We start from the raw sequence: 23,961 nt of genomic DNA on the forward strand, positions 1-23,961 counted from the left end.
ACTGATCTTAAATGAAACGCTTTCTCCCGCTCGGCATCTTCCTGGTGCTGGCTGTGTTCCTCGCCCTAGGGTTGAGCCTGGATCCGCGCGAAGTGCCATCGCCGCTGATCGACAAGGCGGCGCCTGCGTTCCGGCTGCCGCAGTTGCAGGATCCGGGCAAAACGCTTGGCACGGAAGACCTCAAAGGCAGGGTCTGGATCCTCAACGTCTGGGCTTCCTGGTGCGTGGCCTGTCTGGAAGAGCATCCGATCCTGGTCGACTTCTCCAAGCAGAACGTATTGCCGATCTATGGGCTTAACTACAAGGACAAGCGCGAGGATGCGCTGAAATGGCTGGACAAGCACGGCAACCCATACATGCTGTCCATAGAGGATAGCGACGGGCGCGTGGGCATCGACTACGGCGTGTACGGCGTGCCGGAAACCTATGTGATCGACCGCAATGGAATTATCCGCTACAAACGTATCGGCCCTGTCACGGTGCGAATACTCCAGGAGAAGATCCTGCCGCTGGTGAGACAGCTTCAGGGATGAAGGCCATTTTCGCAATTCTGTGGCTCGTATTTTCCGCGCAGTGTGCGGCCAGGGAGGCGTCTCCCGCCGCCGACGATCCCGTGCTCGAAAAGCGCGTCGTCAAACTGACTTCCGAACTGCGCTGCCTGGTGTGCCAGAACCAATCGTTGGCGGATTCGCACGCCGATCTGGCGATTGATCTCAAGAACCAGGTGCGCAGCCAGATGCAGGCGGGCAAGAGCGACGCCGAAATCCGCGGCTACATGGTTGCGCGCTATGGCGATTTCGTGCTCTACGACCCGCCATTCAAGGCGAGCACCTTGCTGCTCTGGGCAGGGCCATTCGCATTGCTGCTTATCGGTCTGCTTGGATTGGCGGTTTACGTGCGCGGCCGGCGTCGTCGATTGCCCGATGTCGAGCTGACACCCGTGGACCGTGCGCGCGCCGAGGCGTTGTTGCGCGGCGGATCCGGAAACGAGCTGCAATGATCGCGTTCGCTGGCGCTGCTGTCTTTCTGCTCGTCGCTGCGGTGGTCATTGTGCTGTGGCCGCTGCTGAAGCGCTCGAATTCTCCGGTCGTGGGACGGCATCTGTCCAACCTCGACATCCATCGCGATCAGTTCTCGGAACTCGACAAAGACCTCGAAGCCGGAATGCTGGGCGCGGACCGCTACGAGCAGGCAAAAAATGAACTGGAGAGGCGCGTCCTCGAAGAAGCTGCGGCGCCGGCCGAACCGCCGCAATCGGCAACTCAAGGCAAGGCAGTTGCTATCGTCATCGGCGTCTTCCTTCCGCTGGCGGCCATCCTGTTGTACCTGTATCTCGGCAATCTGCAAGGTTTGGTGGCGCCGCGCCATCCGGCGGCCGATCTGTCGTCGATCACGGCAGATCAGTTCCAGGATATGACTGTCAAGCTGGCGGCGCGCATGCAGCAGAATCCGGGCGATGCGGAGGGCTGGAAAATGCTCGGCCGGGCTTACCGGGCGATGGAGCGCTTCGGCGAAGCCAACGATGCCTACAAGAAAGCGGTGGACCTGAGGTCGCAAGACCCCGACCTGCTGGCGGACTACGCCGAATCGCTGGCGTTGGCCGCAGGGCGCTCGCTGATAGGTGAGCCGACCCGATTGCTGGATCGCGCCTTCAGGCTCGATCCGCATAGCACCAAAGTATTGGCACTATCGGGAAGCGCAGCGTTCGAGCGCAAAGATTACAAGGCTGCGATTCGCTATTGGGAGACGATCATCAAGCAGCCCGGCGTCAGCACCGAGCTTGCGCAAGCGTTGCAGAAGGGGGTCGCCGAATCGAAGGCGCGACTGACAGGCAAGCCGGTAGCGGCTGCTCTTGCCGGGAAAGAGCGCGTGACCGGTGTCGTGGCTCTCGCTGATTCCCTTAGAGACAGGGCCCGGCCGGACGATACGGTGTTCGTTTTTGCGCGCGCCGCGAGCGGTCCGCGCATGCCGCTGGCAATCGTGAAAATAAAAGTCGCCGATCTTCCTTACCAATTTTTATTCGACGATTCGATGGCGATGATGCCGGAGATGAAGCTTTCCCAATTCGCTGAAATCGTGATCGATGCCCGCGTGTCCAAATCCGGTGGCGCGACGCCGTCGGCCGGGGATCTCGAAGGAGCCAGCGACAAGATCAAGCCCGGCCGGAACGGCATTCGCGTAACGATCGACCGCGCGGTCGCCAAGCCATGACGCTGTCGCGCACCCTCCTTGCGGCGTGGCTGCTGTTCATCGGTGGTTCTTTCTCGACGCTGGCCCAGGCGCCGGCCAAGGTCAAGCTCAAGCCGGAGGTCGAGAAGTTCATTGCGCAGATGGTGCAGCAACACCAGTTCGCCGAACCGGCTCTGCGTCAGATTTTCGCCCAGCTGAAAGGTAATGAAGGGGTGGTCAAGGCGATCAATGCGCCGGCGACGTCGAAGCCGTGGTACGAATTCAAAAACATATTCGTGTCCCCGACGCGCACCAGCGCCGGTGTCACCTTCTGGAACGAGAATGCGGAACAGTTGAAGCGCGCGCGGGACATCTACGGCGTGCCGGAGGAGATCATTGTCTCCATCATCGGCGTCGAAACGATCTACGGCAAGCGTACGGGCTCGTTCAGGGTGATCGACGCACTTTATACGCTGGCTTTCGAAATGCCGGAACGAGCAGCCTACTTCCGCGACGAGTTGGAGCAGTTCCTGTTGCTTACCCGCGAAAATGGCCTGGACCCGTCGACGGTGAAAGGCTCTTTTGCGGGCGCGATCGGCATGCCGCAGTTCATGCCGACCAGTTATCGGCGCTTCGCGGTGGATTTTGACAGCGACGGAAAAATAAACCTCTGGGAGAACGTTCCCGACGTCATCGGCAGCGTCGCAAATTATCTGCACTACTTCGGCTGGCTCGCCGGACAGCCAATCGTCGTGCCTGCGCGCATCAGCGGCACGGAGTACAAGGACATCGTCGACAAGGGTTTCAAGCCGCACCTGACGCTGGCGCAGATGCTGCCGAAAGGGATCGAGCCCACGGAGACCGTGCCGTCCGAACTCGTGGCCGGCCTGTTCACGCTGGAAATCGAGCAAGGCCAGGAATACTGGCTCGCGTTCAATAATTTCTACGTCATTACCCGTTACAACCGCAGCAAGAATTACGCGATGGCCGTGTACCAGCTTTCCAAAGCGATCATACGCGAACGCGAAAGCCAGAACTCGGCGCAAACGGCGCCACCGGCGGTAAATCAGTAGCGTTCAATCCCGCCCTTCGGCGGTTTTCTTCAGGCGGTAAAGCAGCTCGAGCGCTTCCTTTGGCGACAGGGCGTCGGGGTCCAGTTCGCGTAACGCTTCCTGCAGGCGATGCTCTTCCTTGTTGTGCTGAGTCGCCGGCACGGAAAAAAGATCGCCCTGCGGATTGCGGGTCGCGGCTTCTTGCTCCAGCTTCGCCAAATGCTTCTTGGCCGCGCGTACCACCGCAACCGGTACACCGGCTAGCTGTGCAACTTGGATACCGTAACTTTGCGATGCCGGGCCTTCCTCGACGGCGTGCAGGAATACGATCTTGTCCTTGTGCTCAACTGCATCCAGATGCACGTTGGCGACTTGCGGGTATTCCTCCGGCAGCCGGGTGAGTTCGAAGTAATGGGTTGCGAACAGCGTGTAGCTCCGGCTCGCTTCCGCAAGATGACGGGCGATGGCGATCGCAAGCGCCATGCCGTCGAAGGTCGACGTTCCGCGGCCGACTTCGTCCATCAGGACCAGAGAGGTGCGTGTGGCGTTGTGCAGGATGTTGGCCGCTTCGGTCATTTCCACCATGAAAGTGGAGCGGCCGCCGGCGAGATCGTCGGAAGCGCCGATGCGGGTGAAGATCTGGTCCACTGGCCCGATGACGGCGGCCCTTGCCGGTACAAAGGAGCCGACATGGGCAAGAAGTACGATCAGCGCGGTCTGCCGCATATACGTGGACTTGCCGCCCATGTTCGGGCCGGTAATCAGCAGCAGCCGGCGCCCATCGTCCAACTGCGTGTCGTTGGCGATGAATTCGTCGATCTGCTTTTCCACGACGCAATGACGCCCGGCCTCGATTTCTATTTTCTCTTCATCGGTGAATTGAGGTGCCGAATAGCCTAGCGTCACGGCGCGTTCGGCGAGCGTGACCAGCGCGTCCAGCTCGGCGAGCGCAGCCGCCAGGCGCTGCAGTGTCGGCAGGTGCGGCGCCAAATCGTCGAGCAGTCTTTCGTACAGATACTTTTCCCGTGCCAGCGCACGATCCTGTGCGGACAACGCCTTGTCCTCGAATGTCTTCAGTTCCGGCGTGATGTAGCGCTCGGCATTTTTCAATGTCTGCCGGCGGTGGTAGTCTTCGGGGACCTTTTCCGCATTGGCGTTCGTCACCTCGATGTAGAAACCGTGCACGCGGTTGTATTCGACTTTCAGATTGGCGATGCCGGTGCGGCCGCGTTCCCGTATTTCCAGCGCGATCAGGAATTCCCCGCAGTTATTCTGGATCGCGCGCAACTCGTCCAGTTCGGCATCGAAGCCGTCGTTGATGACGCCGCCCTCACGGATGATGGCTGCGGGTTCCGGCAGGATCGCGCGCGATAGAAGATCGGTGAGCTCCGGCAGAGGGGCGAGATCGATCGACAAGGCCGCCAGCCGTGGGCTGGAGAGCGGCTCGAGCAAAGATTTGATGGCGGGCAGAGCTGTCAGAGTTTCGTGCAATGCGGACAGGTCGCGCGGCCGCGCATTTCTGAGGGCGATGCGCGCAGTGATGCGCTCAACGTCGCTCACCGGCCGCAGCGCGTTGTGAAGCTTCCGATAAGGGCCTTCCGCGCTTTCTCCGCGCAGGATTGCCACTGCATCCAGTCGGGCCGCCACCACAGTGCGATCGCGCAGCGGATGATGCAATGCGTGCCGCAACCAGCGCGAGCCCATCGTCGTCGCGCAGGTGTCGAGCAGGGACAACAGGGTGGGTTCGGGGTCGCCGCGCAGGGTTTCGGAGATTTCCAGGTTGCGGCGCGTGGCCGCATCCATGCGCACATATTCGGAATCGCGCTCGACGGCGAGCGAGCTCACATGGGCAATCGAGGCAGCCTGTGTCGCGCGAGCGTATTCAAGTAATGCGCCGGCCGCACCGAGAGCAGGACCGAGTTCGTCAGCGCCGAACCCGGACAGGTCGTGCGTATCGAAGTGCCGGAGCAACACGCGATTCGCGGCGTCGCGGTCGAATTGCCAGGCGCTCAGCCGCTTGATTGCTGCGCCCGATGTCTCCAGGCTGGAATCGTTGCAGTCGTCCGCGACCAGAATCTCGGCCGGTTGTAGCCGCTGCAGTTCGGATGCGAGATTCCCCTTTCGGGTTTCCAGCACGACGAAGCGGCCACTCGCGAGCGAAAGCCAGGCGATGCCCAGTGCATCGCCTTGCAGATTGATGGCCAGCAGCAGGTTTTCGCGCCGGTCGTCGAGCAAGGCCGCGTCCGTGAGCGTGCCCGGCGTGACGACACGGGTGACCTGGCGTTCGACCGGACCTTTCGATGTGGCGGGATCGCCGATCTGTTCGCAGATCGCCACCGATTCGCCGAGCTTCACCAGCTTGGCGAGATACTGCTCGACGGAGTGGAAGGGCACGCCCGCCATCTTGATCGGCTCGCCGGCAGAGGCACCGCGTTGTGTCAGCGTGATGTCCATCAGCTTCGCGGCACGGACGGCATCTTCGAAGAACAACTCGTAGAAATCGCCCATGCGGTAGAACAGCAGCGTGTCTGGATGCTGTGCCTTGATGCGCAGGTACTGCTGCATCATGGGTGTGTGTCGGGAAATCACGGTTTCGCCAAGGTCCTTGCCGACGCTGCCGTTTTGCGCTATAAGATATTGTCGTTCCATGGATATTTAACCTTCGCCGATGCGTTTTCTGTTCAAGTCCGGGCAAGTCCTTGCCCAGTTATCCGGTGTAGGTTTAGTGTAGGTCGACCTCCAAGGAGGCTATATGTCGCAAAAACCTATACCGCGCAAACCGGAACCGCTGACTGCCTCGATTATCGCGTACATGCAGCCATGCGAGGAGCGCGCAGACGGGCAGTGTGCCGGATTGCGTGTGCGCTGCTTGGCCTCCGGGAAAAAAGTGTTCTTCTATCGCTACCGCGCCCGCGACGAAGCGTTGCGCGAGATCAAATTAGGGGAGGTCGGACCCCTGACGCTCGCCAAGGCTCGTCTTGCCGCTGCCAGGAAGCGGCTAGAGCGGGAACAAGGCAAAGATCCCCAGCCCGAGAAGCGCGAAGGAGTACCTGCAGGCCCGGCGTGACCGGGTGACGCAGCGCCAGACGGCCTACGCTGTCGAGGATCTGATTGAGGCATACATCAGGGAGGTACTTGCGAAGCAAAAGCGCGGAGCAGAGAGCGCGCGCCTGCTGCGCAGGGACTTCGTTCCCGGCTGCGGTGAGCTACCGCGAGATCATGCGTCGCCGCTTTACGCAATGGCGCGAAGTTATCCATCTGCGACCCGCGATCTGATCGGAAATACTGCTCATCGACGACCGGCTCGCCAATAAGTCGGCATCCTCCAAGCGTATCGGTGTTAAGTTGACAGAACCATCACGCCTCACCCGCACCGGGAAAAGGACGCCCCACATCTCCGCTTCGCAGCGCCGGATGCTCGTCGCGCCGGTGTGCCCACAGGTATAGCGCAGGCAGCACCAGCAGTGTCAGGAGGGTAGCGGATACCAGTCCGCCGATCACTACGATCGCCAGCGGCCGCTGGGTTTCCGAACCGATGGCATGAGAAAGTGCCATCGGCAAGAGGCCCAGCATTGCTAGCAGCGCAGTCATGATCACGGTCCGCAAGCGGTCCAGGGAGCCCTTGTACACCGCGTCGTACACATTTTCTCCCCGTTCTCGCAAGCGGCCGAAATGGGACAGCATGACAACGCCGTTCAGCACCGCCTGTCCGAACAACGCAATAAATCCAATTGCCGCCGACACCGACAGCGGAATGCCGCTCAACAGCAACGCGAATATGCCACCGATCATCGCGAACGGAATGTTCGCGATGATCAGCGTCGCATCTTTGAGCGACTTGAAGGCATCGAACAGCAGTACAAAGATGATGAAGATGGAGAGCGGCACCACCCACGCCAGCCTTTTCATCGCACGCTCTTGGTTCTCGAACTCTCCCGACCAGAAGATCTGGTAGCCTACCGGCAGTGTCACGGCCTTGGCTACGCGCTCCTGCATGTCATGCACGACGCTGCCCATATCGCGCCCGGCGATGAAGATGCCCACTGAAAGCATGCGGCGGCCGTTCTCCCGAGCGATATCCATGGCGCCGCTCTCGACGCGAAAATCCGCTACTTGCGAAAGCGGAATGAATGCACCGTCGGGGGTCGCTATCATGAGATGTTCGAGCCGCGCGGGCTCGCGCTCGTGCTCATCGAGACGAGCCATCACGGAAAAGCGCCGCTCTCCTTCCCAGATCGATGTCGCTTCCTTGCCGGCCAGCGCGGTTTCAATCACATCCTCGATGTCGCCGATATTGAGCCCGTAACGCGCAGAGCGTGCGCGGTCGATCTCGATGCGGTATTGCGGAAGCTGGCCCTCGCGGTCGATAAACGCTCTCGACACGCCGTTAACGCCCCGGACTTCGCTGACGATCGTGCGCCCGATGGCGTTGAGCTTGGCCAGGTCGTCGCCCACCACCTTGACGACAATTTGCCCGTCCACCTGTGAAATGCTCTCGAGCACGTTGTCCCGGATCGGCTGAGAAAAGCTCACTTCGAGGGCAGGAAGCTGGTCCACCGAGGCGTCAAGCTCCGCCAGAATGTCCTGCTTGGTCACGCCGGGCCGCCATTTTTCCTCAGGCTGCAGCACGACAAGTGCCTCGACCTGGCTTGCGAGCTTGGGATCGGTGCCGTCTTCGGGCCGTCCAAGCTTGGAGAAGACGTTTTGCACCTCGGGCGTCCTGCGCAGCAGGTCGCGAATATGCCGGACCTGCAATGCCGCTTCGGCGATGGACACGCTCGGTTCCAGCTGCACATTGACCCAGACGCTGCCTTCATTGAGCTCCGGTAGGAATTCCGTACCGATCCGTGAGGCGGCAAAGCCGCAAGCGACAAGCGCAACCGCGGCGGCGGCGAATAACGTCTCGCCATGAGCCAGCGCCCATGCGAGGGCAGGCGCATACACGGCCTTGCAGGCGCGCAGCAGGCGATTCTCTCCCGAAGGCAATTTGCGCCCGCCAAGCAGCCACAGCGACAGCAACGGCACCAGCGTGAGCGAGACGATCAGCGACGCGATCAAAGCCGACGTGACCGAGTAGGCCATCGGCGCAAAGATGCGGCCTTCCTGGCGCTGCAGCGTGAAGATCGGAATGTGCGCAGCGATGATGATCACCATCGAGAAGAACGTCGGCCGTCCTACCTCGGTGGCGGATTGCAGCACGGAATTCAGGCGCTCGTTGCGATCCGAATCGGGGGGCAATCGCGAAAGCTGCTGGAAAATATGCTCGACAACGATGACCGCTCCGTCAACGATGATGCCGAAATCCATCGCGCCGAGCGACAGCAGATTCGCGGGAATGCCAACGAAGTGCAAACCGAGAAAGGTACCCAGCAGTGCCAGGGGAATCACCGCCGCCACAATCGCCGCCGCGCGCGCGTTGGACAGAAACAGATAAAGCACCAAGCAGACCAGCAACGCGCCTTCCACAAGATTGGTGAACACTGTCTTCAGCGTTCTTTCGATCAGCCACGTGCGGTCGTAGAAAGGCACGACTTTCGCGCCTGGTGGCAGTTGCGAGCGGTTGATCTCCGCGACCTTCTGCTTCAGTGCATCGAGTACCAGCGACGGGTTTTCGCCCTTACGCATCAGCACGACACCGTAGACGATGTCGTCGTTGTCGTCCTGGCCGGCCTGTCCTTGCCGCTGCAACGCACCGATACTGACCCGCGCAATGTCCCGCACCAGCACCGGCACGCCCTTGTTTTGCGCCACCACGACGTTCTCGAGGTCTGCCGCGGAACGCAGCAAACCGATGCCGCGGATCAGGAACTGCTGGCGCCCGTGCTCGACATAGCCTCCTCCCGCATTGGCATTGGAACGGCCGAGTGCCGCGGCGAGTTGCTGCAGCGTAATTTTCAGGTGGCGCATGTGCGGCAAATCGGGCTGCACTTCGTAGGTCTTGACCAGGCCCCCAAAGCTCACGACATCGGCGACGCCGGGCACGGTCTTGAGTTGGCGCTCCATCACCCAGTCCTGCAGCGTGCGCAATTCGGTCGTCGAGAGATTGTCGGCCTGCACCCGGTAACGGTAGATCTCGCTGATCGCCGACGTCAGCGGCGCCATGTCCGGATGGACGCCATCCGGAAGATCGACGTTGCGTAGGCGTTCTGCGACCAACTGGCGGGAAAAGTAGTCGCCGGCATTATCGTTGAACGTGACCACCTGGTAGGACAGCCCGAACTGCGTATGCGAAAACAGGCGGACAGCGTTCGGAATGCCGGACAGCGCTACTTCCAAGGGTACGGTGACCTGCTTTTCCACCTCCTCGGCGGCGCGACCGGGGAAAAGCGTGATGACCGTGACCTGCGTATCGGTGACGTCGGGAAATGCTTCGACCGGCAGGTTCTTGAATGCAATCAGGCCGCCGCCGATGAAAACGAACAACCCCAGAATGACGAACAGCGGCTGGCCTAGCGCGAACCCGATGAGGCGCTTGATCATGCGTGACCCCGGTCAGCGTTTTGCCGAGAGGATCTGCTGCAACAGCAGCGCGCCCTCGCTGACCACTTTCTCGCCGGGAGCGAGACCCTTGGTCACGCGCAGCGTGCCGAAGCCGGCTTCCTCCACCTGCAGCGCGCGCCGCAGGTAGCGTCCACCGGACTCGTCTACGAAAGCATAGTAACGGTCGCCTATCAGCAGGGCGGCCGCGGCAGGAATGCGCAACGCACCCGATCTGGCGATCGTCGTTTCGGCAGTCACGTACATTTCCGGACGCAACCTGCGATCGCGGTTGTCGATTGTCGTGCGTACCTGTACCGCATGCGTCGAGGGATCGATGAAAGCCGCGACATGCTCGATCTTCGCGTCGAACACGGCATCCGGCCAGACCGGCGTGCGTACGCGTACCGTCATGCCGGGCCGAAACACCTCGGCGAGGTTTTCCGGCACATCGATCGCCACCCACAGCCGCGACGGATCGCTGATCACGAACAACGCCGGCGTGCCAGGTTGCGCCTGGTCCGGCCGCACCTCCTGTCCGGGATTGACATTGCTCTCCGTCACTATCCCGGAGACCGGAGTGGTGAGACGGAACTGCTGATCGACTTCCCGGCTGGCGCCAAACAGCTTCTCACGCGCCAGAGTCCGGTCACGTTCCGCTCGCGCTCGCTCGAGGTCGGCATCGGCCGCCTGCAATTCCTTCAGGGCAATCACACCAGCGTCGTACAATTCGTGCGCACGGGCCTGGTTTTTCCCGGCAAGCACGAAATCGGCTTCTGCTTTTCTGACCTCGGCTTGGGCCTGGCCGAAGTCAGGGGACGAAATAAGCGCAAGCGCCTGTCCCGCGCGAACCGTGTCCCCGGGTCGCACCTTGAGCGCGACGACACGACCCGCAACCGGAGAAAATACGCGCGAGGTCCGGGTTTCATCCCACACCACGCGGCCCGGTACCGTGACGGCGTGGCCGGCCTCGGGTTCGGCGGCAACGCTGGTCAGCGCGGACAATTGTTTGCTGTCTCGGGGAAATACGATCTGGTCACCCTCAGCCACCGGCTGCGCGGGCGGCTGCGGCTCAGCCGTGCTGTTGCAACCGCTGATTCCAAATGCGAGCGCGAAACATGCAAGCATCGTCCTCATCGTTCACCCGCCACGTCCCCGCCGGCTGCGCGCCACGCTGCCAGGGCCTTTGCATAGTCGGCATGTGCGGCCGCGGCGTCGAGTTGGGTTGCATTCAGCGAACGGCGCGCATCGAGCAGATCCATCACACCGAGCGCCCCGCGTTTGTAGGCAAACTCGGAGGCCTCGGCGGCTTTCCGCGCGGAAGCGAGCAGTTGCCCGTCGAATCGGTCGACCCGATCGCGGGCCGACGCGAGGTCTGTCAACGCACGCGCGATCTCCGTGCGAGCCAGCGCGCGCACGCGCTCGAGATTATCCTGCGCGGCATACCTATCCGATTCCGCGCGACGAATCTCTCCTTCGTACGAATAGTTCAGGAATAGCGGTACGCTGACCCCGAATCCAATGGTGTTGTTCTGTTGCTGCCCCGGAAATCTCTCGAATTGCGCAAACACGGTAACGTCACGAGAACGCTGCGCGGTAGCCAGTTGCGCGGCCTTGCTCGCCGCGTTCGCACGCTCGACGGCTGCACGTACATCCGGGCGTACATCCAGCACGTCATTGTCCGGCACATCGGGCATCGGTGCCAGCTCGGGCCAGGGATCGGTGGCCTCGATGTTGGCCACGCGCGTTTCCAGCCCAATCAAATAGGCCAGCGCCACTCGCGCGCGTTCGAGATCGGCGGTGTTCTGTCGCAGGTCGTTCTCGGCACGCAGCGCGTCCACCGAGATTCGCGATACATCCGCCGATGCGATGTCGCCGCTCTTGAGCCGCACATTGGCGGCATCGAGCGTTCTGCGGAACGCCATGACCGTTTCACGACTGATCGATACGCGCTCCTGGGCGAGACGCAGGTCGAAGTACGATTGCCGGAGCAAAAATCTCTGCTGTCGCCGTGTTTCGTCCACTCCGGCACTCGCCGCCAGCGCGTTGTGGTCGGCGGCTGCGCTACGCAGATCGCGCTTGCCGCCACGTTCGATCGGTTGTGAAATCTGTAACGCGGTATCCACGCTCTTTTCCCAAGGTGGTCCGGCTCCGATGCGACGCGAATCGATCGACAGCGTTGAAAGTGAGAGAGACGGGTTCGGTCGCTGACCCGCGGTCAGGCGGTCTGCCTGAGCACCCTCCAGCGCCCGCCGCGAGGCGATAAGATCGCGGTTCCGGGAAACAAGCAACGTTTCCGCTGCCGACAACGTTAGGGAAATCGGAGTTTGATCGTTATCATTGGACGCAGCACAGGGAATACTTGCGAGCACGGCAATCAGAACTAGAGATGACTTGTACATGAACAGAACTTGCAGGCGGCAATCGCTTCGACAGACACAGCCTAGTCTCGCAACCTTACTGGAACCTTACGCGCAACGATCATGCGCATACTCGTAGTCGAAGACGATCTTTATCTCGCGGACGGCGTATCGCGCAGCCTGTCCAAATCAGGTCACGCCGTCGATATAGTGACGGATGGATTGACCGGGGAAGCCGCACTTGGCGCGACGTCCTACGACCTCGCGATCCTCGATCTGCAATTGCCGTGGCGCAACGGTCTCGAAGTATTGCGGAATTACCGGGCTGGCGGCGGACTGGCTCCGGTGTTGATCCTCACCGCACGAAGCGCCGTCGCGGATCGCGTCAGTGGGCTGGATGCGGGCGCGGACGACTATCTTGCAAAGCCTTTCGATCTCGCGGAGTTGGAGGCGCGGGTACGTTCAATGCTGCGTAGAGCGAGCTCGGTGCCCGCGCCAGTCCTGCGGCATGGTGCACTAAGCCTCGACACGGTCGGCCGGCGCGTCGAAATCGATGGTGAACGCGTTGATCTTTCGGCGCGCGAGGTCGCGCTGCTGGAGCTGCTGCTGCTGCGTGCCGGACGTGTCGTCAGCAAAGAAGGATTACTCGAAAAACTGTACGGCGCCGAGGAGCACGCGGGAGAGAACGCAGTCGAAGTGTTCGTGCACCGCGTACGCCGGAAACTGGAGCCCGCCGGTGTTAGCATCCGCACCTTCCGCGGCCTAGGATACATGATTGACAAGATCCCAAATGCGTGAATCATCGATACGCCGGCGGCTGATCGCTTGGCTGATGCCCCCTCTGCTTGCGCTCTCGCTGATCGGTGCATTGCTCGCCTATTACTTCGTAGTGGACTTTGCCAATCGCATCTACGACAGATGGCTTCTAGATTCTGCGGTGTCCCTGTCAAAGGAGGTACATGTGCAATCGGGCAAGGTGAGTGCCGATCTGCCTGCTGTGGTCTTGCGCATCCTTGAATACGATGCAGTGGATCGCATCTACTACCGGGTCACCGGCAGCGACGGCAGCGTCTTCGCAGAACAAGGGCGGATTCCGGAACCGCCGTCGTCCGGACCACAGCCCGTGTTTTACGATGGACGAATAGACGGCGTTCCGGTACGCATCGCCGCCCTGCGCGTGGAAGGGGTAGGCGGGAGTGCCCTCGTGCAGGTTGCGGAAACGCTGGTCAAACGACGTACCCTTACCAGCGAAATACTCGCAGTGATGCTGCTGCCGCAGCTATTGCTGATCGGCATGGCCGGCATACTTATCTGGTATGGGGTCGGACGTGGACTCGGGCCGCTCGATCGTCTGCGCAGCGATATCCTGCAACGTTCCCACCGGGATCTCTCACCGCTCGAGGAGTCGCGCGTGCCGGCGGAAGTCGCACCGCTCGTCGACTCACTGAACGATTTGTTTGAGCGGCTCGGTCGGACGGTCGCGGCCCAGAACCGTTTCATCGCTGACGCGGCACATCAGCTTCGCACACCGCTCGCCGGCCTCAAGACCCAGGCCGAGCTTGTCATGCGCGAGGACGACCCGGTTGCAATGCGTGCCGCGCTGGGCCGCGTGCGCGCCGCGATCGATCGCAGCGTGCATCTGGTCAATCAATTGCTAGCGCTGGCGCGGGCGGACCACTCGCATGAGCATCCCTTGCCGACCGTGCCGCTGGAACTCAGCCGGCTTGCACGTGAAACCACCGCGGAATGGGTCGGAAAGGCGCTGGACGCACAATTGGATCTCGGTTTCGAAACGCTGGAAGACGAGGTAGGCATACGGGGCAACGCGGAATTGTTGCGCGAGCTGATGGACAACCTCATCGACAACGCGCTGCGCTATACGCCTGCGGGCGGAACCGTAACAGTGCGCGTCGCACGGCACGAGCAAGGCGCCCTGCTGGAGGTCGAGGACAACGGCCCGGGAATCGTCCCCGCGGAGCGCGAACAAGTGCTGGAACGCTTTCATCGCGTCGAAGGTACGCCGGGAGAAGGATGCGGCATCGGGCTTGCCATCGTACGCGAGATCGTCAATCTTCATGTCGCAACCATCGCGATAGGCGAAGGCGCGCACGGCCGTGGCACGCGCGTGAACATCGTGTTTCCCGCAATCGTGCTGACTGTTGAAAATCTGAAGTCGCAAACCGCTCCCGGCGCAACTCCCGCGTCGGCAACGTTTGGCTGACCGCCGCGTGCGGAACCGGCGCGATATAATTCCGCACACGCGCCTTCACAATCTCAGTTGTATGCTCAGCGATTTACGCCCTATGTGAAGCGGTTTTGTTGAGACGCTGTATGTAGAAGCGAAGCAGATAATAAAATGCAGTCCCCAGCAGGGAATAACGATTTGATATTGGTGGTACAAGCAGCTTCCTTGCAACCCCAAGTAAGCAGAGGCATATAGGATGCCAATGTAATTCTATTTACTGTCTTGAGCGAAATGCGTGCTCAAAGTGTAAGTTGAGAGTGGTGAGCAAGACGCCCTGTCGGGCACGCTGCGCTGCTCATTTGTAAGTATCGTCCATCGGTGAAACTCCTAATCGTGAACTGCCAAGCGCACGATTAGGAGTTTCACCGATGGACTCCTTCAAATGTCAAACTGCTACCGCCACCCCGGCAGCGGACGGGAGGTCTCCCTTGATAGGGTAGCTTCTATGCAACGCAAAGACATCTATTTGTTCTTTTCTACAATATGAATATGAATTCGCGATCCCAGATTACTAATGCAATTCCCTAACGATAGCCTGTCCGCAATCGGATAGATTTATGCGGACCAAGTCCCCGATCTTTAAGTCCGACGAATCAGGAATCTGCGCTGTTCTGTTTTGGTAACCGCGTCCTCTCGAATACCGTACCACCGCAAAACGGCTTCGCTTAATCTCCTCGGGCGGCAGCGCGGCAACACATTCGCGATCGTGAATATCCGTAATGTCTTTCCCCTCGACTATATTATGCACCCATCCCGTCTTCCGATGCTGCGCTTCCGTATTCTGAGCAGTAGGAGAATTTGCGCATCCGGCAACGCCAGCGCCGCTCAGCGCAAAAACAAACCATACTGCACTGTTATGATAGAATGACGCATTGATACGGGCCATGTTGTCGCTCCTTCCTCCAAAATACCGACGTTGATCCCGGGGTAGCGGGATTTTCGAGTTGCCGAATGCCGATTCATCGAATATCCTTCTGACGCTGACGCGAACGATAGCGCATCTTCGGCGTAGAAAAAACTGTGAGCCGGCGTTCTACACTCTCTAGTTCTCTTACTTAAGCATCCAACTTACTTCCCGCGGCTTCCTCCTGGAGTGCGTGACCATCGCTATGCCGTGGCGCCCGCGCCAACTTTAAACGCACCTTTTGCTTCCAATGCGTTACTGCCACTTGGCTTTATGTTGATTTTCACTGCCAGTTGACGCTGTTTTTCATTTCTGCCAGACCCACTTATGCATCTATATCCCGCTGCGTTGCCAAGCGATTGGAGCCCTCTAATGTAGGTCACTTGTCGACAAAAATGCGAGTAAGCCCAGCGCGGAATTCAACAGTCCAAGGCTCCGCAGGCACCAGGCTACGCCCAGACCCGCATGCGCCGGCGTCCTCGCTGCCGCATCGAAAGCGACGGGCCCGCGCAGCTTGAAGAAGCACAAAGTTGCTGTCGGTTATCGCGTACCAGTCGATGGGTTGGGGCTCGACCGACGGTGCGGCCAGCCGCGCCCGAACCCCGGCTTGGCGTACTGCAGCCGGCTACTTGACCGCGAACTCGACCGGGGGAGCGGTCCGGAGCTTGCGCGCGAGGCGGGCAAAATCACGATCGAAGGTCTCGACGCGCGCCGCCCTATGCGACGAAGCGGCAATCATCGCGTCGCCGAAATCCATTCCTGCCTTGTACCAGGACACCACCCGCTCGGTCACGGCACGGTCCTCGACTGTGACACGCTGGATGCTGAGCAAGGCGTCGAGGGCACGGCCGATGTCAGCACGCGAGCTACGATAGTAGCTCTCCAGCGTATAGACCACCTCGGTCAGTGCGGCGCGGCTCACGAAGCAGTCGTTCCCGGCGATAATTTCCAATGCCCGAGGGGACAGCGCCGGATCATCCTTCAGGAGATAGCGCAGCACGATGTTGGTGTCGATGCCGATCATCGCGATGTCCTGCGCTTGCGCTCCTTGCGCACGGCTGCCGCCCGCACTGCCCGCGCGATATCCGCTTCCGTCGCCGCCCGACGCCGTGTCTTGAGGATGCCGTAACCCTCTTCCGGCCCAATGCGCTTTCCCGCCCCGATCGGGCGCAGCAGTATCCCTTCCGCCGTGCGCTCGAAAGCCACCTCGCTACCGACTCGAATCTGCTCAGCGTCGCGCACATGGCGAGGGATCACGACTTGCCACTTGCTGGAAATCTTCGATCTGTCCATGATGGCGCTCCTGATCGTTCAACGATGGTAAGACGTATTTTGCCTGACCGCCGCAGCGCCCGCAACGTGCGGCGCCGCCACGCGGGGATTGGCATGCGCGCGTTGATTGCCACGTCGAATCGAGCCAATTCGTTAACGTTCTTCCAGGAAATTATCACCCACCAAAGGCGAGGAGATATCGAGCCCGGTCAACGCGAGCCTGACATAAATATCTGCAGGAGTTATTAATCTACAAAGGCGGCAATCAAACGCAGCCGGCGAGAAGGCGCGGAAAATGACGCACGATCGGAAAACGCGGCAATGCACCCGACCCGATGCCTTTTAGTAAGGCCTTAGCCCACTACGAATGACGTAGGTTTCGAAAACTGCACAAGCCCATGCGTGCGCTCAATCTCAAGGAGGCAGCCGTCTTCTTGAAGCTGCAGCGCGCCGCCGTGGGACGCATTCCTGCCGCCAAAATCGGCCGGCGCTGGGTGTTCCTAGAAGAAGACCTTGCCGCCTATGTGCGCAAGCAATATCCTGATCAGTGGCAGGCGTTGCAGGGTGAGCATGAGGAGTCCCACCATTTCACTCTACAAACGCAAGGGCTCGCCATTTTGGTGGGTCCGATTCACCCACAACAGACGCCGCGTACAGGAGAGCTCTGGGACTGTCGAACGAGCCCTTGCCGAGCAGTACGAGGCTCGACTGAAGCGGCAGTTGTGGGAGCAAGACCGGCTCGGCGTGAAGCCGCGCCGGAACTGGAAAGAGGCCGTTGTGCAGTACTTGCAGGAGACGCGGCATAAGGCGACGCATGCGGCAGACATCGCCAAGCTGGGCTACCTCGACCGTTACCTGGGCGAGCTGGCGCTCGACGAGATCCGGCGCGATGTCATCGACAAGATCGCTCGCACCAAGGCGAAGGAAGCAAGCGAGCCGACGGCGAACCGCTAACTCGCACTCATCCGGGCAGTGCTTAGGCGCGCTGCGTATGAGTGGGAGTGGATCGAGCGGCCACCGCGGGTGCGACTCTTTCCCGAGCGCAAGCGGCGGGTGCGCTATTTGACGCCTGACCAGGAAGGTGCGCTATTGCGCGCACTGCCCAGACACCAGGCGGACATGGCGCAGTTCGCTCTCGCCACGGGCCTGAGGCAGGCCAATGTGAAGGGCCTCGAATGGAGCCAGGTAGATATGCCGCGCCACATTGCTTGGGTTCATCCCGATCAAGCGAAAGGCAGCAAAGGCATCTGCGTTCCGCTCAACAAGGTCGCGTATCAGGTAGTCCAACGACAATTCAGAAAGCATCCTCGCTTCGTGTTCACGTACAACGGTAAACCAATCATAGCCGTCAACACCAAGGCCGGGAAGAAGGCTCTTCGGGCAGCCGACATTGAAGACTTCCGCTGGCATGACCTTCGACACGCGTGGGCCAGTCGTCACATCCAGGCCGGTACATCGACGGCTGAGCTGCAGGAACTCGGCGGCTGGCAATCGTCAGAGATGGTAAGACGCTACGCTCACTTCGCTGCCGAGCACCTGGCGAGGGCGGCCGCGCGGATCGATCCACCTGATATAAAAATGGCTACGGATGAAGAAGACGAGGAGCAGGTAGTAGCTAACCCCTTGTTCGAATAGTAGGCGGTGCGAGACTTGAACTCGCGACCAACGGATTAAAAGTCCATTTTAAGAAATTCAACTCACCAATTGGCGACGGGCGAGTGCTCTACTATTTCGGTGGAAAGGGCTTCGTCAAACAGTTCCAACTCCCAAGTATTCTGTCGATGTTGCAGCAAGCGCGTATTTCTAATGCTGCTCAAGAAAATCAGGTCTCGGAGGTTTTTTAGTCGTGAACCGCAAAGTGTTGATGTTGTTCAGCTGTACGCGCGCCAGGAGTTCGTTGGCCGTTCGCAGCCGGTGGATGATGACGCTCATGAACTGGCGTGCTGCGATCAGGCTGCGATTGGTGAGGGCGTCAATGCTGCTTGGCGGTATGCATATAAGACTGGTGTTCGCCGTCGCCCGGCATTGTCAAGATTAGCGGGCAATGCCGGGTTGGTTGGGCCGAAGCGGGGTAGCGATGTCCCCAAAATTCATCCCAGAGACTGCAAAACTTACCCGGCTATTTGTGTAGCCATCCCTTTCGGGCGAGAGTGGGAAATATTTCGGCCTACTTTGCCAACTGGACAATGCCTTCAGATTGCATACGCGTGACTTCTTATTACAACTCGCTTGAGCCGGACGCGCTAATTCAGAAGTTCCTTGCCCATCCGCCGCAGGGATTTGATGCGTTCGTGTCGCCGGAGGGTGCGCCAGCATTTCGGACGCGCTTTGACCTGCTGACCACTCTGGATAAGGGTGTCAGGCGGCGCTTGATGGGGCTTCCGCTTTACCGCCACTGGTGCGAGTTATTGCGACCGCGCACTTGCTTTGTGGGGACCACGGTTTCCGAATACGGCCTGTTTCCGCGGCATGTCTCGCCGGCTTCATTGGTGGCTGCGCTGAAGGAGCGATACGCCGATGAGTATCTGTTTCTCATCATCAAGGACGTGCCGCAATCCTCCCCGCTGCTGGATGCGTCAAGCAATGCCCATGCGCGAGATCTGCTCGCTGCGTGCAAGACTGCCGGGTTCGTGCTTCTGGAAGGCCAGGCGTTGGCCTACGTGACGATCGACTTCACTTCCGTGGATGCCTACATCGCGCGATTGTCGTCGGGTCGCCGTAAAGATATCCGGCGCAAGCTCCGCCTGCGGCAGGCCCTTCAGATCGAGTCCGTGCCGACGGGAAGCAACCGTTTCGAAATCCCAGAAGTCCTGGACGAATACTATGCGCTCTACCTCAATGTATTCCGGCAGAGCGAAATTCACTTCGATCTGCTGAGCGCAGACTTCTTCAGAGCGCTGCTGCAGGACGCTTCCAGCGGCGGTATCGTGTTCGAGTACCGCCATGGTGGACAACTGATCGGTTTCAACCTGTGCTTCAGGACAGACGGTAAACTCATCGATAAATACGTAGGTTTCCGCTACCCCGATGCGCGCGCGTTGAATCTTTACTTCATCAGCTGGTTCCATAATCTTGCGTATGCGCTGGAGCAGGGGCTGACGCATTACGTGGCAGGCTGGACCGATCCCGGGATCAAGGCCTACCTTGGGGCGAAATTTACTTTTACCCGGCACGCCGTGCATGTTCGCAACGGCCTGCTCCGGGCGACGCTGCAGCGATTTTCCCGCTGGTTCGAAAGCGACCGCGAATGGCACGAAGGCCACGCCGATGATGCCTCCAGTCGTTCTTGATATCGACGGTTCGGTGGGGGCGTTGCCCGATTCCCTGGTGCTGCCGCTGGGTGCATGGCAGGAGCGCATCCGCTTCGGTTGCGGCATGCGCACGTTCGGTGAATTTTCACAGGCGCTGGTCCGAATGCTGCCCGGCAATCACGGCACGGTCTTCGTTGGCAGCGGGGACTTTCATCATGTCACACATGCGTTGGTCGCTCGTCGCGACGCAGAGGGCATGTTCAAGGTCGTAGTGCTCGACAATCATCCGGATAACATGCGGTTTCCGTTTGGCATCCATTGCGGATCGTGGGTGCGGCACGTCGCGGCATTGCCATGGGTCAGCCATGTTCACGTGCTTGGCATTACATCGCGCGACGTCGGCGTAGCGCATGCCTGGGAGAACTACTTCACCCCGTTGCGTAGCGGCAAGCTAACCAATTGGTGCATTGGCGTTGATACCGGATGGGCAGCACATCTGGGTCTGGGCGACAGGTTTCTTTCGTTCGATTCCGCAGCGGGATTGCTCGACCGATTTACCGAATCTGTTCGCCACGATCCCATGCCGATCTACCTCACCATCGACAAGGATGTACTGAGCCCCGCGGCCGCTCATACCAATTGGGATCAGGGCTGCATGAGCGAAGAAGAAATGATGGAGGCGATCGCCCATTTCCAGGGTCGCCTGATCGGCAGCGACATCACGGGAGACGTCTCGAGTTACCGCTACCGGACCTGGTGGAAGCGTTGGCTTAGTGCGCTGGACCGGCAACCTGATGTGAGCGGTGGCGAGCTCGCCGGGTGGCAGCGTGAGCAGCATGTTATCAACCTGCGTTTGCTGGACGCCATCGCCGCGTGCTACTGAGGCGTCGTGCCTGCTGTGGCGATTCGGCCTATTCCCTGATTGATGTAAATGTGTCGTGACTCAAGAAGGTCTGTTCTTCAGGAAGACAACTGCGCGACGAGTACGGCATTCGTGCCGCCAAAGGCAAAGGCATTCGACATCGCCGCGCGCAATTCCGGCATCCGACGCGCTTCGTTTGCCACGAAATCCAGGCCCAGATCAGGATCCGGCTGGCGCAGAAACATGGTTGGCGGAACGGTGCGTCTGACGAGCGCCTGTACTGTGGCCACGAATTCAATAGCACCCGCGGCTCCCATAAGATGCCCGTGCATGGACTTCGTGGCGCTGATCGCAAGCCGATTGGCATGTTCTCCGAACACGGCACGCAGCGCTTCGGTCTCGACCCGGTCTCCGATCGGCGTGGCCGTGCCGTGTGCGTTGACGTGGCCGATGGCTGTTTCCTCCAGTCCCGCGTCTGTAAGCGCAGTACGCATCGCCCGGGCCTGGCCCGTGGTATCCGGCCTGCTCAAATGCTTCGCGTCGTTGCAACAGGCATAGCCGGCGAGCTCTGCAAGAATGCGTGTCCCGCGCTTTTTCGCTGTCTGCCAGTCCTCCAGGACCACGAACGCCGCGCCTTCCCCCAACACCAGTCCGGTTCGATCGGCCGAGAAAGGACGGCAGGACTCGGCAGGATTCTGTTCATCTTCCGTCGCCAGGACATGCAGCATTTCCCAGCTCTTCAGCACGCCGAAGGTCAGCAGAGCCTCTGTTCCGCCCGCCAGGGCCAGGTCAATCCCCCCCGTGCGTATCGAGCGCATCGCTTCACCTATTGCAACAGCCCCGGAAGCGCAGGCATTGGAATAGGTCAGGCAGGGTCCATATGCTTCGAACAACATCCCGACATGTGCGGCCGCCGCGTTGGACATTGCCAACATTACAGACAAGGGCCGCACGCGGTCCTGGCCGCGGACGAAAACTGCTTCATATCCATCCTCGACGGTCTGGGCACCGCCAAAGCCGCACCCGACAAAAACGCCTCGGCGCTCCGGGGGCGTTCCCGCGTGGGGGAGCCCGGCATTCAGCAAAGCTTCGCGCGCGGACAATATTGCCAGTTGCGATACCCGCTCGGTTTGTGCAATCAAAGTCGGAGGGAAACCAGATAGATCGAGCTTGCCGATGCTTGCACCGAGATGAACGCCAAGTCGGTCGGAGTAGGGGGTGTCCAGACGGCGAATGCCCGACTTGCCCGCCAATAGTGCATCAAAAAAAACGTCGGCCCCGGTGCCCACCGGGGATACGACTCCCAAGCCTGTTACCGCGACCCGGCGCGGGCTGCTCACTAGCTTATGCCTGCTGCCTTCTTTTGAAGCACGGCGTCAACCAGCTTGGCGATATCGCTCACGGTTTCTATCGCGCCGCGTTCGTCGGAAAGCCTTATGGAAAATTCATCTTCAAGCGTGAACATGAACTCAATCGTGGTCAGCGAATCGATGCCCAGATCCGCCAGGGGTTGGTCCGGCCCCAGGCGTTCGGGCGCAAGCTGATATTGCTCCGCCAGCATGGCTTGGATGCGCTTAAGCGTGTCGCTCATGTTATTGATTGGCCTCTTGCATTTGATTGATCTCGTCTCCGACCCCTGATTTTACATGCTGTTCTTGTACTTTATTGAATTGGCAAAACCAGCTACAGGCGCCAACCATAGCCGAGATAGAAGAGGTTGCCCACCCTACGTTCCATGATCGGACTGCTCGCGATCGGATCGCCAAGCCGTGTTACCTCGTAACCGAACAAAATGGTGCTTTTTTGGCCAAAATCGTAGTTGAAGTGCAGACCCGCATTCAGGTCCGTGGCGCTTCCCGGTTTGTAGAAGGGCCGCGAGGCGGTCGTCTCGTTATCTCCGACACCGTAGTAATAATTGGCAACCCGCGAATCCAAACGTTCAATTCCGACGAAAGCCTCCACCGCAAATCTATTGCTGATCTCGATCTGCCGGAAGCCCAGTAATCTGACGATACCCCCATCGCTCGCCCCGGTTACGTCGTGCAGATAGCCCAGACTGAAGCCGCCGACGTCGGACCCGTAGTCGAGGCTTAAACCGGTTTCGACACTCGACTTTCTTGTCATCATCCCGGAGAGTCGATCACCATCGCGTGCATTGAACCCCAGACGGGGTGTCGCGACGACAGCCAGTCCGAGGGTCTTCTCCTGATTGCCTAGTACATAGAGCCCTGCTTGCCAATAGTCTATGTATGCAAAATCACCGAATCGCAAAGAGGCAAGCGGGACGGGAAATGCTCCATAGCGTGCGCCTCCACTGTAACGGGGACTGACTATTCCACCAATCCCAAGCCGTCCGCTGACAAATTTGTCTTCCGCATCGGTGTCCGATGCCTCAGCATACAATTCACTGGCGGCAAACTCGCAAACAACAAAGAGCGCCCACATGATGAATCGCTTGACCGACGGCCAGCGGGAAGGCCTGCCGAGGCCTTGTATCAAGCCTTTGGCAGACGTTGGCGGCCCGTCGGTATCCTCACTTGAAGTCACGATTTGTCTCGCCCTGATTTCAACGGAGTTTTGCGTTATTTCGCATGGACAACCACCACAGATCGAAGCGTACCCTCGCGATCGGACTTGTGCTCGCGATAGTTTTTGACACCGCCGGCCAGCTACTCTGGAAGTTCACGGCGGAGACGTTGCCCAGCACGGCCTCTCTGTGGCCGACAGTCGACGCGATGCTTCGGCAGCCCCTCGTTCTTGTCCTGGTGGGCGTGTTCGTCTGCCAGTTGATAAATTGGTTGAAGGTGCTCGAACACGCCGATCTCAGCTATGCGCAACCCATAACCTCCCTTAGCTACGTCTCGGTGTGCGCATTCTCTGCGCATCTGTTCGGCGAGCACATCGGGCCTGCGAAGGCGGCCGGCATTCTGTGCATACTCTCCGGCGTGTGGCTGGTGAGCCAAAGCAAGCCGCTGGCCGGCTCGGGTCCCGAAAAATGAGCGCAACGCTGGCAGGAGTGCTCCTGATAATTTTGAGTTCCGCGATCGAGGGTTTCGCGCAAGTGTGCCTCAAGCGATCCGCAATCGTGTCGACCGCAAAATCCCGCTGGATAGTTTTGGGCGTTTTGCTCTTCATCTTCGAAGCGCTCTTCTACACCGGCGCGCTCCAGCGGCTGGACATCAGTACTGCTTATCCGTTGGGTGCTCTGAGCTTTGTGTCCGTGACCCTCTTCTCGCGCTGGATGCTGAACGAAACGGTCGATCTAAGACGCTGGATTGGCCTGACTCTGATTGTTTGCGGCGCCGCGCTCGTGGTGGCACAGTCCTAGGCAAATCGGGGCTGCGCGGTTAATTGGTTCCAGCTGAAGTG

21 protein-coding genes and 1 pseudogene are annotated in these 23,961 nt (G+C 59.9%); 12 read left to right on the plus strand and 10 right to left on the minus strand.

From position 1 onward, the window contains the following. Window positions 1-11: 11 nt before the first annotated feature. The 4 genes from HY067_15195 to mltB are packed head-to-tail and all read left to right on the plus strand — an operon-like array spanning window position 12 to window position 3,242. Window positions 12-533 carry a DsbE family thiol:disulfide interchange protein gene (locus HY067_15195; GenBank protein MBI3529301.1) on the plus strand — a complete coding sequence of 174 codons (522 nt, stop codon included), beginning with the start codon at window positions 12-14 and terminating at the stop codon, window positions 531-533. Beyond that, complete coding sequence (locus tag HY067_15200; GenBank protein ID MBI3529302.1) at window positions 530-1,000, plus strand: cytochrome c-type biogenesis protein CcmH; 471 nt, start codon at window positions 530-532, stop codon at window positions 998-1,000. Before HY067_15195 ends, HY067_15200 begins: the two co-directional genes overlap by 4 nt. Next, window positions 997-2,211 (plus strand): c-type cytochrome biogenesis protein CcmI, encoded by a 1,215-nt coding sequence (ccmI, locus tag HY067_15205; GenBank protein ID MBI3529303.1) that lies wholly within the window; start codon window positions 997-999, stop codon window positions 2,209-2,211. Before HY067_15200 ends, ccmI begins: the two co-directional genes overlap by 4 nt. Further along, on the plus strand, window positions 2,208-3,242 hold the full coding sequence (gene mltB, locus HY067_15210; GenBank protein ID MBI3529304.1) for a lytic murein transglycosylase B: 1,035 nt from the start codon (window positions 2,208-2,210) through the stop codon (window positions 3,240-3,242). Before ccmI ends, mltB begins: the two co-directional genes overlap by 4 nt. A gap of 3 nt (window positions 3,243-3,245) precedes the next feature. Here the strand turns inward: mltB and mutS are convergent, their stop codons facing one another. Continuing rightward, the gene (gene mutS / locus HY067_15215; GenBank protein ID MBI3529305.1) at window positions 3,246-5,789 is read right to left on the minus strand and encodes a DNA mismatch repair protein MutS; all 2,544 of its coding nucleotides are present in this window, start codon (window positions 5,787-5,789) and stop codon (window positions 3,246-3,248) included. Between the two features lie 184 nt (window positions 5,790-5,973). Between mutS and HY067_15220 the strand changes: the two genes are divergently transcribed. Further along, window positions 5,974-6,288 (plus strand): integrase arm-type DNA-binding domain-containing protein, encoded by a 315-nt coding sequence (locus HY067_15220; GenBank protein MBI3529306.1) that lies wholly within the window; start codon window positions 5,974-5,976, stop codon window positions 6,286-6,288. Between the two features lie 290 nt (window positions 6,289-6,578). Here the strand turns inward: HY067_15220 and HY067_15225 are convergent, their stop codons facing one another. From HY067_15225 to HY067_15235, 3 genes are read right to left on the minus strand one after another with little or no spacing between them, the layout of a single operon-like run. Beyond that, window positions 6,579-9,701 (minus strand): efflux RND transporter permease subunit, encoded by a 3,123-nt coding sequence (locus HY067_15225; protein MBI3529307.1) that lies wholly within the window; start codon window positions 9,699-9,701, stop codon window positions 6,579-6,581. 12 nt (window positions 9,702-9,713) lie between these two features. Next, entirely contained in the window at window positions 9,714-10,826 is a 1,113-nt protein-coding gene (locus tag HY067_15230; GenBank protein ID MBI3529308.1) for an efflux RND transporter periplasmic adaptor subunit, read from the minus strand. Window positions 10,827-10,831: 5 nt separating this feature from the next. Continuing rightward, a complete protein-coding gene (locus HY067_15235; GenBank protein ID MBI3529309.1) occupies window positions 10,832-12,100 on the minus strand; it encodes a TolC family protein in 1,269 nt (422 codons plus the stop codon). Window positions 12,101-12,181: 81 nt separating this feature from the next. Here HY067_15235 and HY067_15240 point away from each other — a divergent pair, with 81 nt between their 5' ends. Together HY067_15240 and HY067_15245 are read left to right on the plus strand one after the other, a co-directional pair. Then, a complete protein-coding gene (locus HY067_15240) occupies window positions 12,182-12,856 on the plus strand; it encodes a response regulator transcription factor (protein MBI3529310.1) in 675 nt (224 codons plus the stop codon). Then, on the plus strand, window positions 12,849-14,279 hold the full coding sequence (locus HY067_15245) for a sensor histidine kinase N-terminal domain-containing protein (protein MBI3529311.1): 1,431 nt from the start codon (window positions 12,849-12,851) through the stop codon (window positions 14,277-14,279). The genes HY067_15240 and HY067_15245 overlap by 8 nt, the downstream gene beginning before the upstream one ends. Window positions 14,280-14,814: 535 nt before the next feature. On the opposite strand, the gene HY067_15250 is transcribed toward HY067_15245, so the two are convergent. The 3 genes from HY067_15250 to HY067_15260 all read right to left on the minus strand — a co-directional run bounded on the left by HY067_15250 (window position 14,815) and on the right by HY067_15260 (window position 16,500). Further along, complete coding sequence (locus HY067_15250) at window positions 14,815-15,189, minus strand: hypothetical protein (protein MBI3529312.1); 375 nt, start codon at window positions 15,187-15,189, stop codon at window positions 14,815-14,817. A 643-nt stretch (window positions 15,190-15,832) separates the two neighbouring features. Next, the gene (locus HY067_15255; protein ID MBI3529313.1) at window positions 15,833-16,231 is read right to left on the minus strand and encodes a type II toxin-antitoxin system VapC family toxin; all 399 of its coding nucleotides are present in this window, start codon (window positions 16,229-16,231) and stop codon (window positions 15,833-15,835) included. Beyond that, window positions 16,228-16,500: an AbrB/MazE/SpoVT family DNA-binding domain-containing protein gene (locus HY067_15260; GenBank protein MBI3529314.1), complete on the minus strand. Its 273-nt coding sequence runs from the start codon at window positions 16,498-16,500 to the stop codon at window positions 16,228-16,230. The genes HY067_15255 and HY067_15260 overlap by 4 nt, the downstream gene beginning before the upstream one ends. A 564-nt stretch (window positions 16,501-17,064) precedes the next feature. Between HY067_15260 and HY067_15265 the strand changes: the two are divergent. The 3 genes and pseudogenes from HY067_15265 to HY067_15275 all read left to right on the plus strand — a co-directional run bounded on the left by HY067_15265 (window position 17,065) and on the right by HY067_15275 (window position 20,613). Beyond that, window positions 17,065-18,114: pseudogene (locus tag HY067_15265) on the plus strand (site-specific integrase). Window positions 18,115-18,665: 551 nt separating this feature from the next. Further along, the gene (locus HY067_15270; protein ID MBI3529315.1) at window positions 18,666-19,769 is read left to right on the plus strand and encodes a GNAT family N-acetyltransferase; all 1,104 of its coding nucleotides are present in this window, start codon (window positions 18,666-18,668) and stop codon (window positions 19,767-19,769) included. Beyond that, a complete protein-coding gene (locus HY067_15275; GenBank protein MBI3529316.1) occupies window positions 19,747-20,613 on the plus strand; it encodes a hypothetical protein in 867 nt (288 codons plus the stop codon). The genes HY067_15270 and HY067_15275 overlap by 23 nt, the downstream gene beginning before the upstream one ends. A gap of 77 nt (window positions 20,614-20,690) precedes the next feature. Here HY067_15275 and HY067_15280 read toward each other — a convergent pair whose 3' ends face one another. From HY067_15280 to HY067_15290, 3 genes are all read right to left on the minus strand, one after another. Beyond that, window positions 20,691-21,932 (minus strand): beta-ketoacyl-[acyl-carrier-protein] synthase family protein, encoded by a 1,242-nt coding sequence (locus tag HY067_15280; GenBank protein ID MBI3529317.1) that lies wholly within the window; start codon window positions 21,930-21,932, stop codon window positions 20,691-20,693. After that, window positions 21,932-22,183, minus strand: coding sequence for an acyl carrier protein (locus HY067_15285; protein ID MBI3529318.1), 252 nt, complete (start codon window positions 22,181-22,183; stop codon window positions 21,932-21,934). Before HY067_15285 ends, HY067_15280 begins: the two co-directional genes overlap by 1 nt. A 92-nt stretch (window positions 22,184-22,275) precedes the next feature. Further along, window positions 22,276-23,139 (minus strand): MipA/OmpV family protein, encoded by an 864-nt coding sequence (locus HY067_15290; protein MBI3529319.1) that lies wholly within the window; start codon window positions 23,137-23,139, stop codon window positions 22,276-22,278. Between the two features lie 44 nt (window positions 23,140-23,183). Between HY067_15290 and HY067_15295 the strand changes: the two genes are divergently transcribed. Then, complete coding sequence (locus HY067_15295; GenBank protein ID MBI3529320.1) at window positions 23,184-23,591, plus strand: EamA family transporter; 408 nt, start codon at window positions 23,184-23,186, stop codon at window positions 23,589-23,591. Next, window positions 23,588-23,920 carry an EamA family transporter gene (locus HY067_15300; GenBank protein MBI3529321.1) on the plus strand — a complete coding sequence of 111 codons (333 nt, stop codon included), beginning with the start codon at window positions 23,588-23,590 and terminating at the stop codon, window positions 23,918-23,920. Before HY067_15295 ends, HY067_15300 begins: the two co-directional genes overlap by 4 nt. Window positions 23,921-23,961: the final 41 nt, after the last annotated feature.

The sequence above is a fragment of the Betaproteobacteria bacterium genome (assembly GCA_016194905.1).
Lineage (GTDB): Bacteria > Pseudomonadota > Gammaproteobacteria > Burkholderiales > JACQAP01 > JACQAP01.

Excerpts from the sequence above, each read along its gene's own strand:
- HY067_15300 (MBI3529321.1), top strand. The coding sequence starts at position 23,588 with ATGAGCGCAACGCTGGCAGGAGTGCTCCTGATAATTTTGAGTTCCGCG.
- ccmI (MBI3529303.1), top strand. The coding sequence starts at position 997 with ATGATCGCGTTCGCTGGCGCTGCTGTCTTTCTGCTCGTCGCTGCGGTG.
- HY067_15245 (MBI3529311.1), top strand. The coding sequence starts at position 12,849 with ATGCGTGAATCATCGATACGCCGGCGGCTGATCGCTTGGCTGATGCCC.
- HY067_15255 (MBI3529313.1), bottom strand. The coding sequence starts at position 16,231 with ATGATCGGCATCGACACCAACATCGTGCTGCGCTATCTCCTGAAGGAT.
- mutS (MBI3529305.1), bottom strand. The coding sequence starts at position 5,789 with ATGATGCAGCAGTACCTGCGCATCAAGGCACAGCATCCAGACACGCTG.
- HY067_15235 (MBI3529309.1), bottom strand. The coding sequence starts at position 12,100 with ATGTACAAGTCATCTCTAGTTCTGATTGCCGTGCTCGCAAGTATTCCC.
- HY067_15200 (MBI3529302.1), top strand. The coding sequence starts at position 530 with ATGAAGGCCATTTTCGCAATTCTGTGGCTCGTATTTTCCGCGCAGTGT.
- HY067_15225 (MBI3529307.1), bottom strand. The coding sequence starts at position 9,701 with ATGATCAAGCGCCTCATCGGGTTCGCGCTAGGCCAGCCGCTGTTCGTC.
- HY067_15270 (MBI3529315.1), top strand. The coding sequence starts at position 18,666 with ATGCCTTCAGATTGCATACGCGTGACTTCTTATTACAACTCGCTTGAG.
- HY067_15220 (MBI3529306.1), top strand. The coding sequence starts at position 5,974 with ATGTCGCAAAAACCTATACCGCGCAAACCGGAACCGCTGACTGCCTCG.
- HY067_15295 (MBI3529320.1), top strand. The coding sequence starts at position 23,184 with ATGGACAACCACCACAGATCGAAGCGTACCCTCGCGATCGGACTTGTG.
- mltB (MBI3529304.1), top strand. The coding sequence starts at position 2,208 with ATGACGCTGTCGCGCACCCTCCTTGCGGCGTGGCTGCTGTTCATCGGT.
- HY067_15260 (MBI3529314.1), bottom strand. The coding sequence starts at position 16,500 with ATGGACAGATCGAAGATTTCCAGCAAGTGGCAAGTCGTGATCCCTCGC.
- HY067_15275 (MBI3529316.1), top strand. The coding sequence starts at position 19,747 with ATGATGCCTCCAGTCGTTCTTGATATCGACGGTTCGGTGGGGGCGTTG.
- HY067_15250 (MBI3529312.1), bottom strand. The coding sequence starts at position 15,189 with ATGGCCCGTATCAATGCGTCATTCTATCATAACAGTGCAGTATGGTTT.
- HY067_15285 (MBI3529318.1), bottom strand. The coding sequence starts at position 22,183 with ATGAGCGACACGCTTAAGCGCATCCAAGCCATGCTGGCGGAGCAATAT.
- HY067_15195 (MBI3529301.1), top strand. The coding sequence starts at position 12 with ATGAAACGCTTTCTCCCGCTCGGCATCTTCCTGGTGCTGGCTGTGTTC.
- HY067_15230 (MBI3529308.1), bottom strand. The coding sequence starts at position 10,826 with ATGCTTGCATGTTTCGCGCTCGCATTTGGAATCAGCGGTTGCAACAGC.
- HY067_15240 (MBI3529310.1), top strand. The coding sequence starts at position 12,182 with ATGCGCATACTCGTAGTCGAAGACGATCTTTATCTCGCGGACGGCGTA.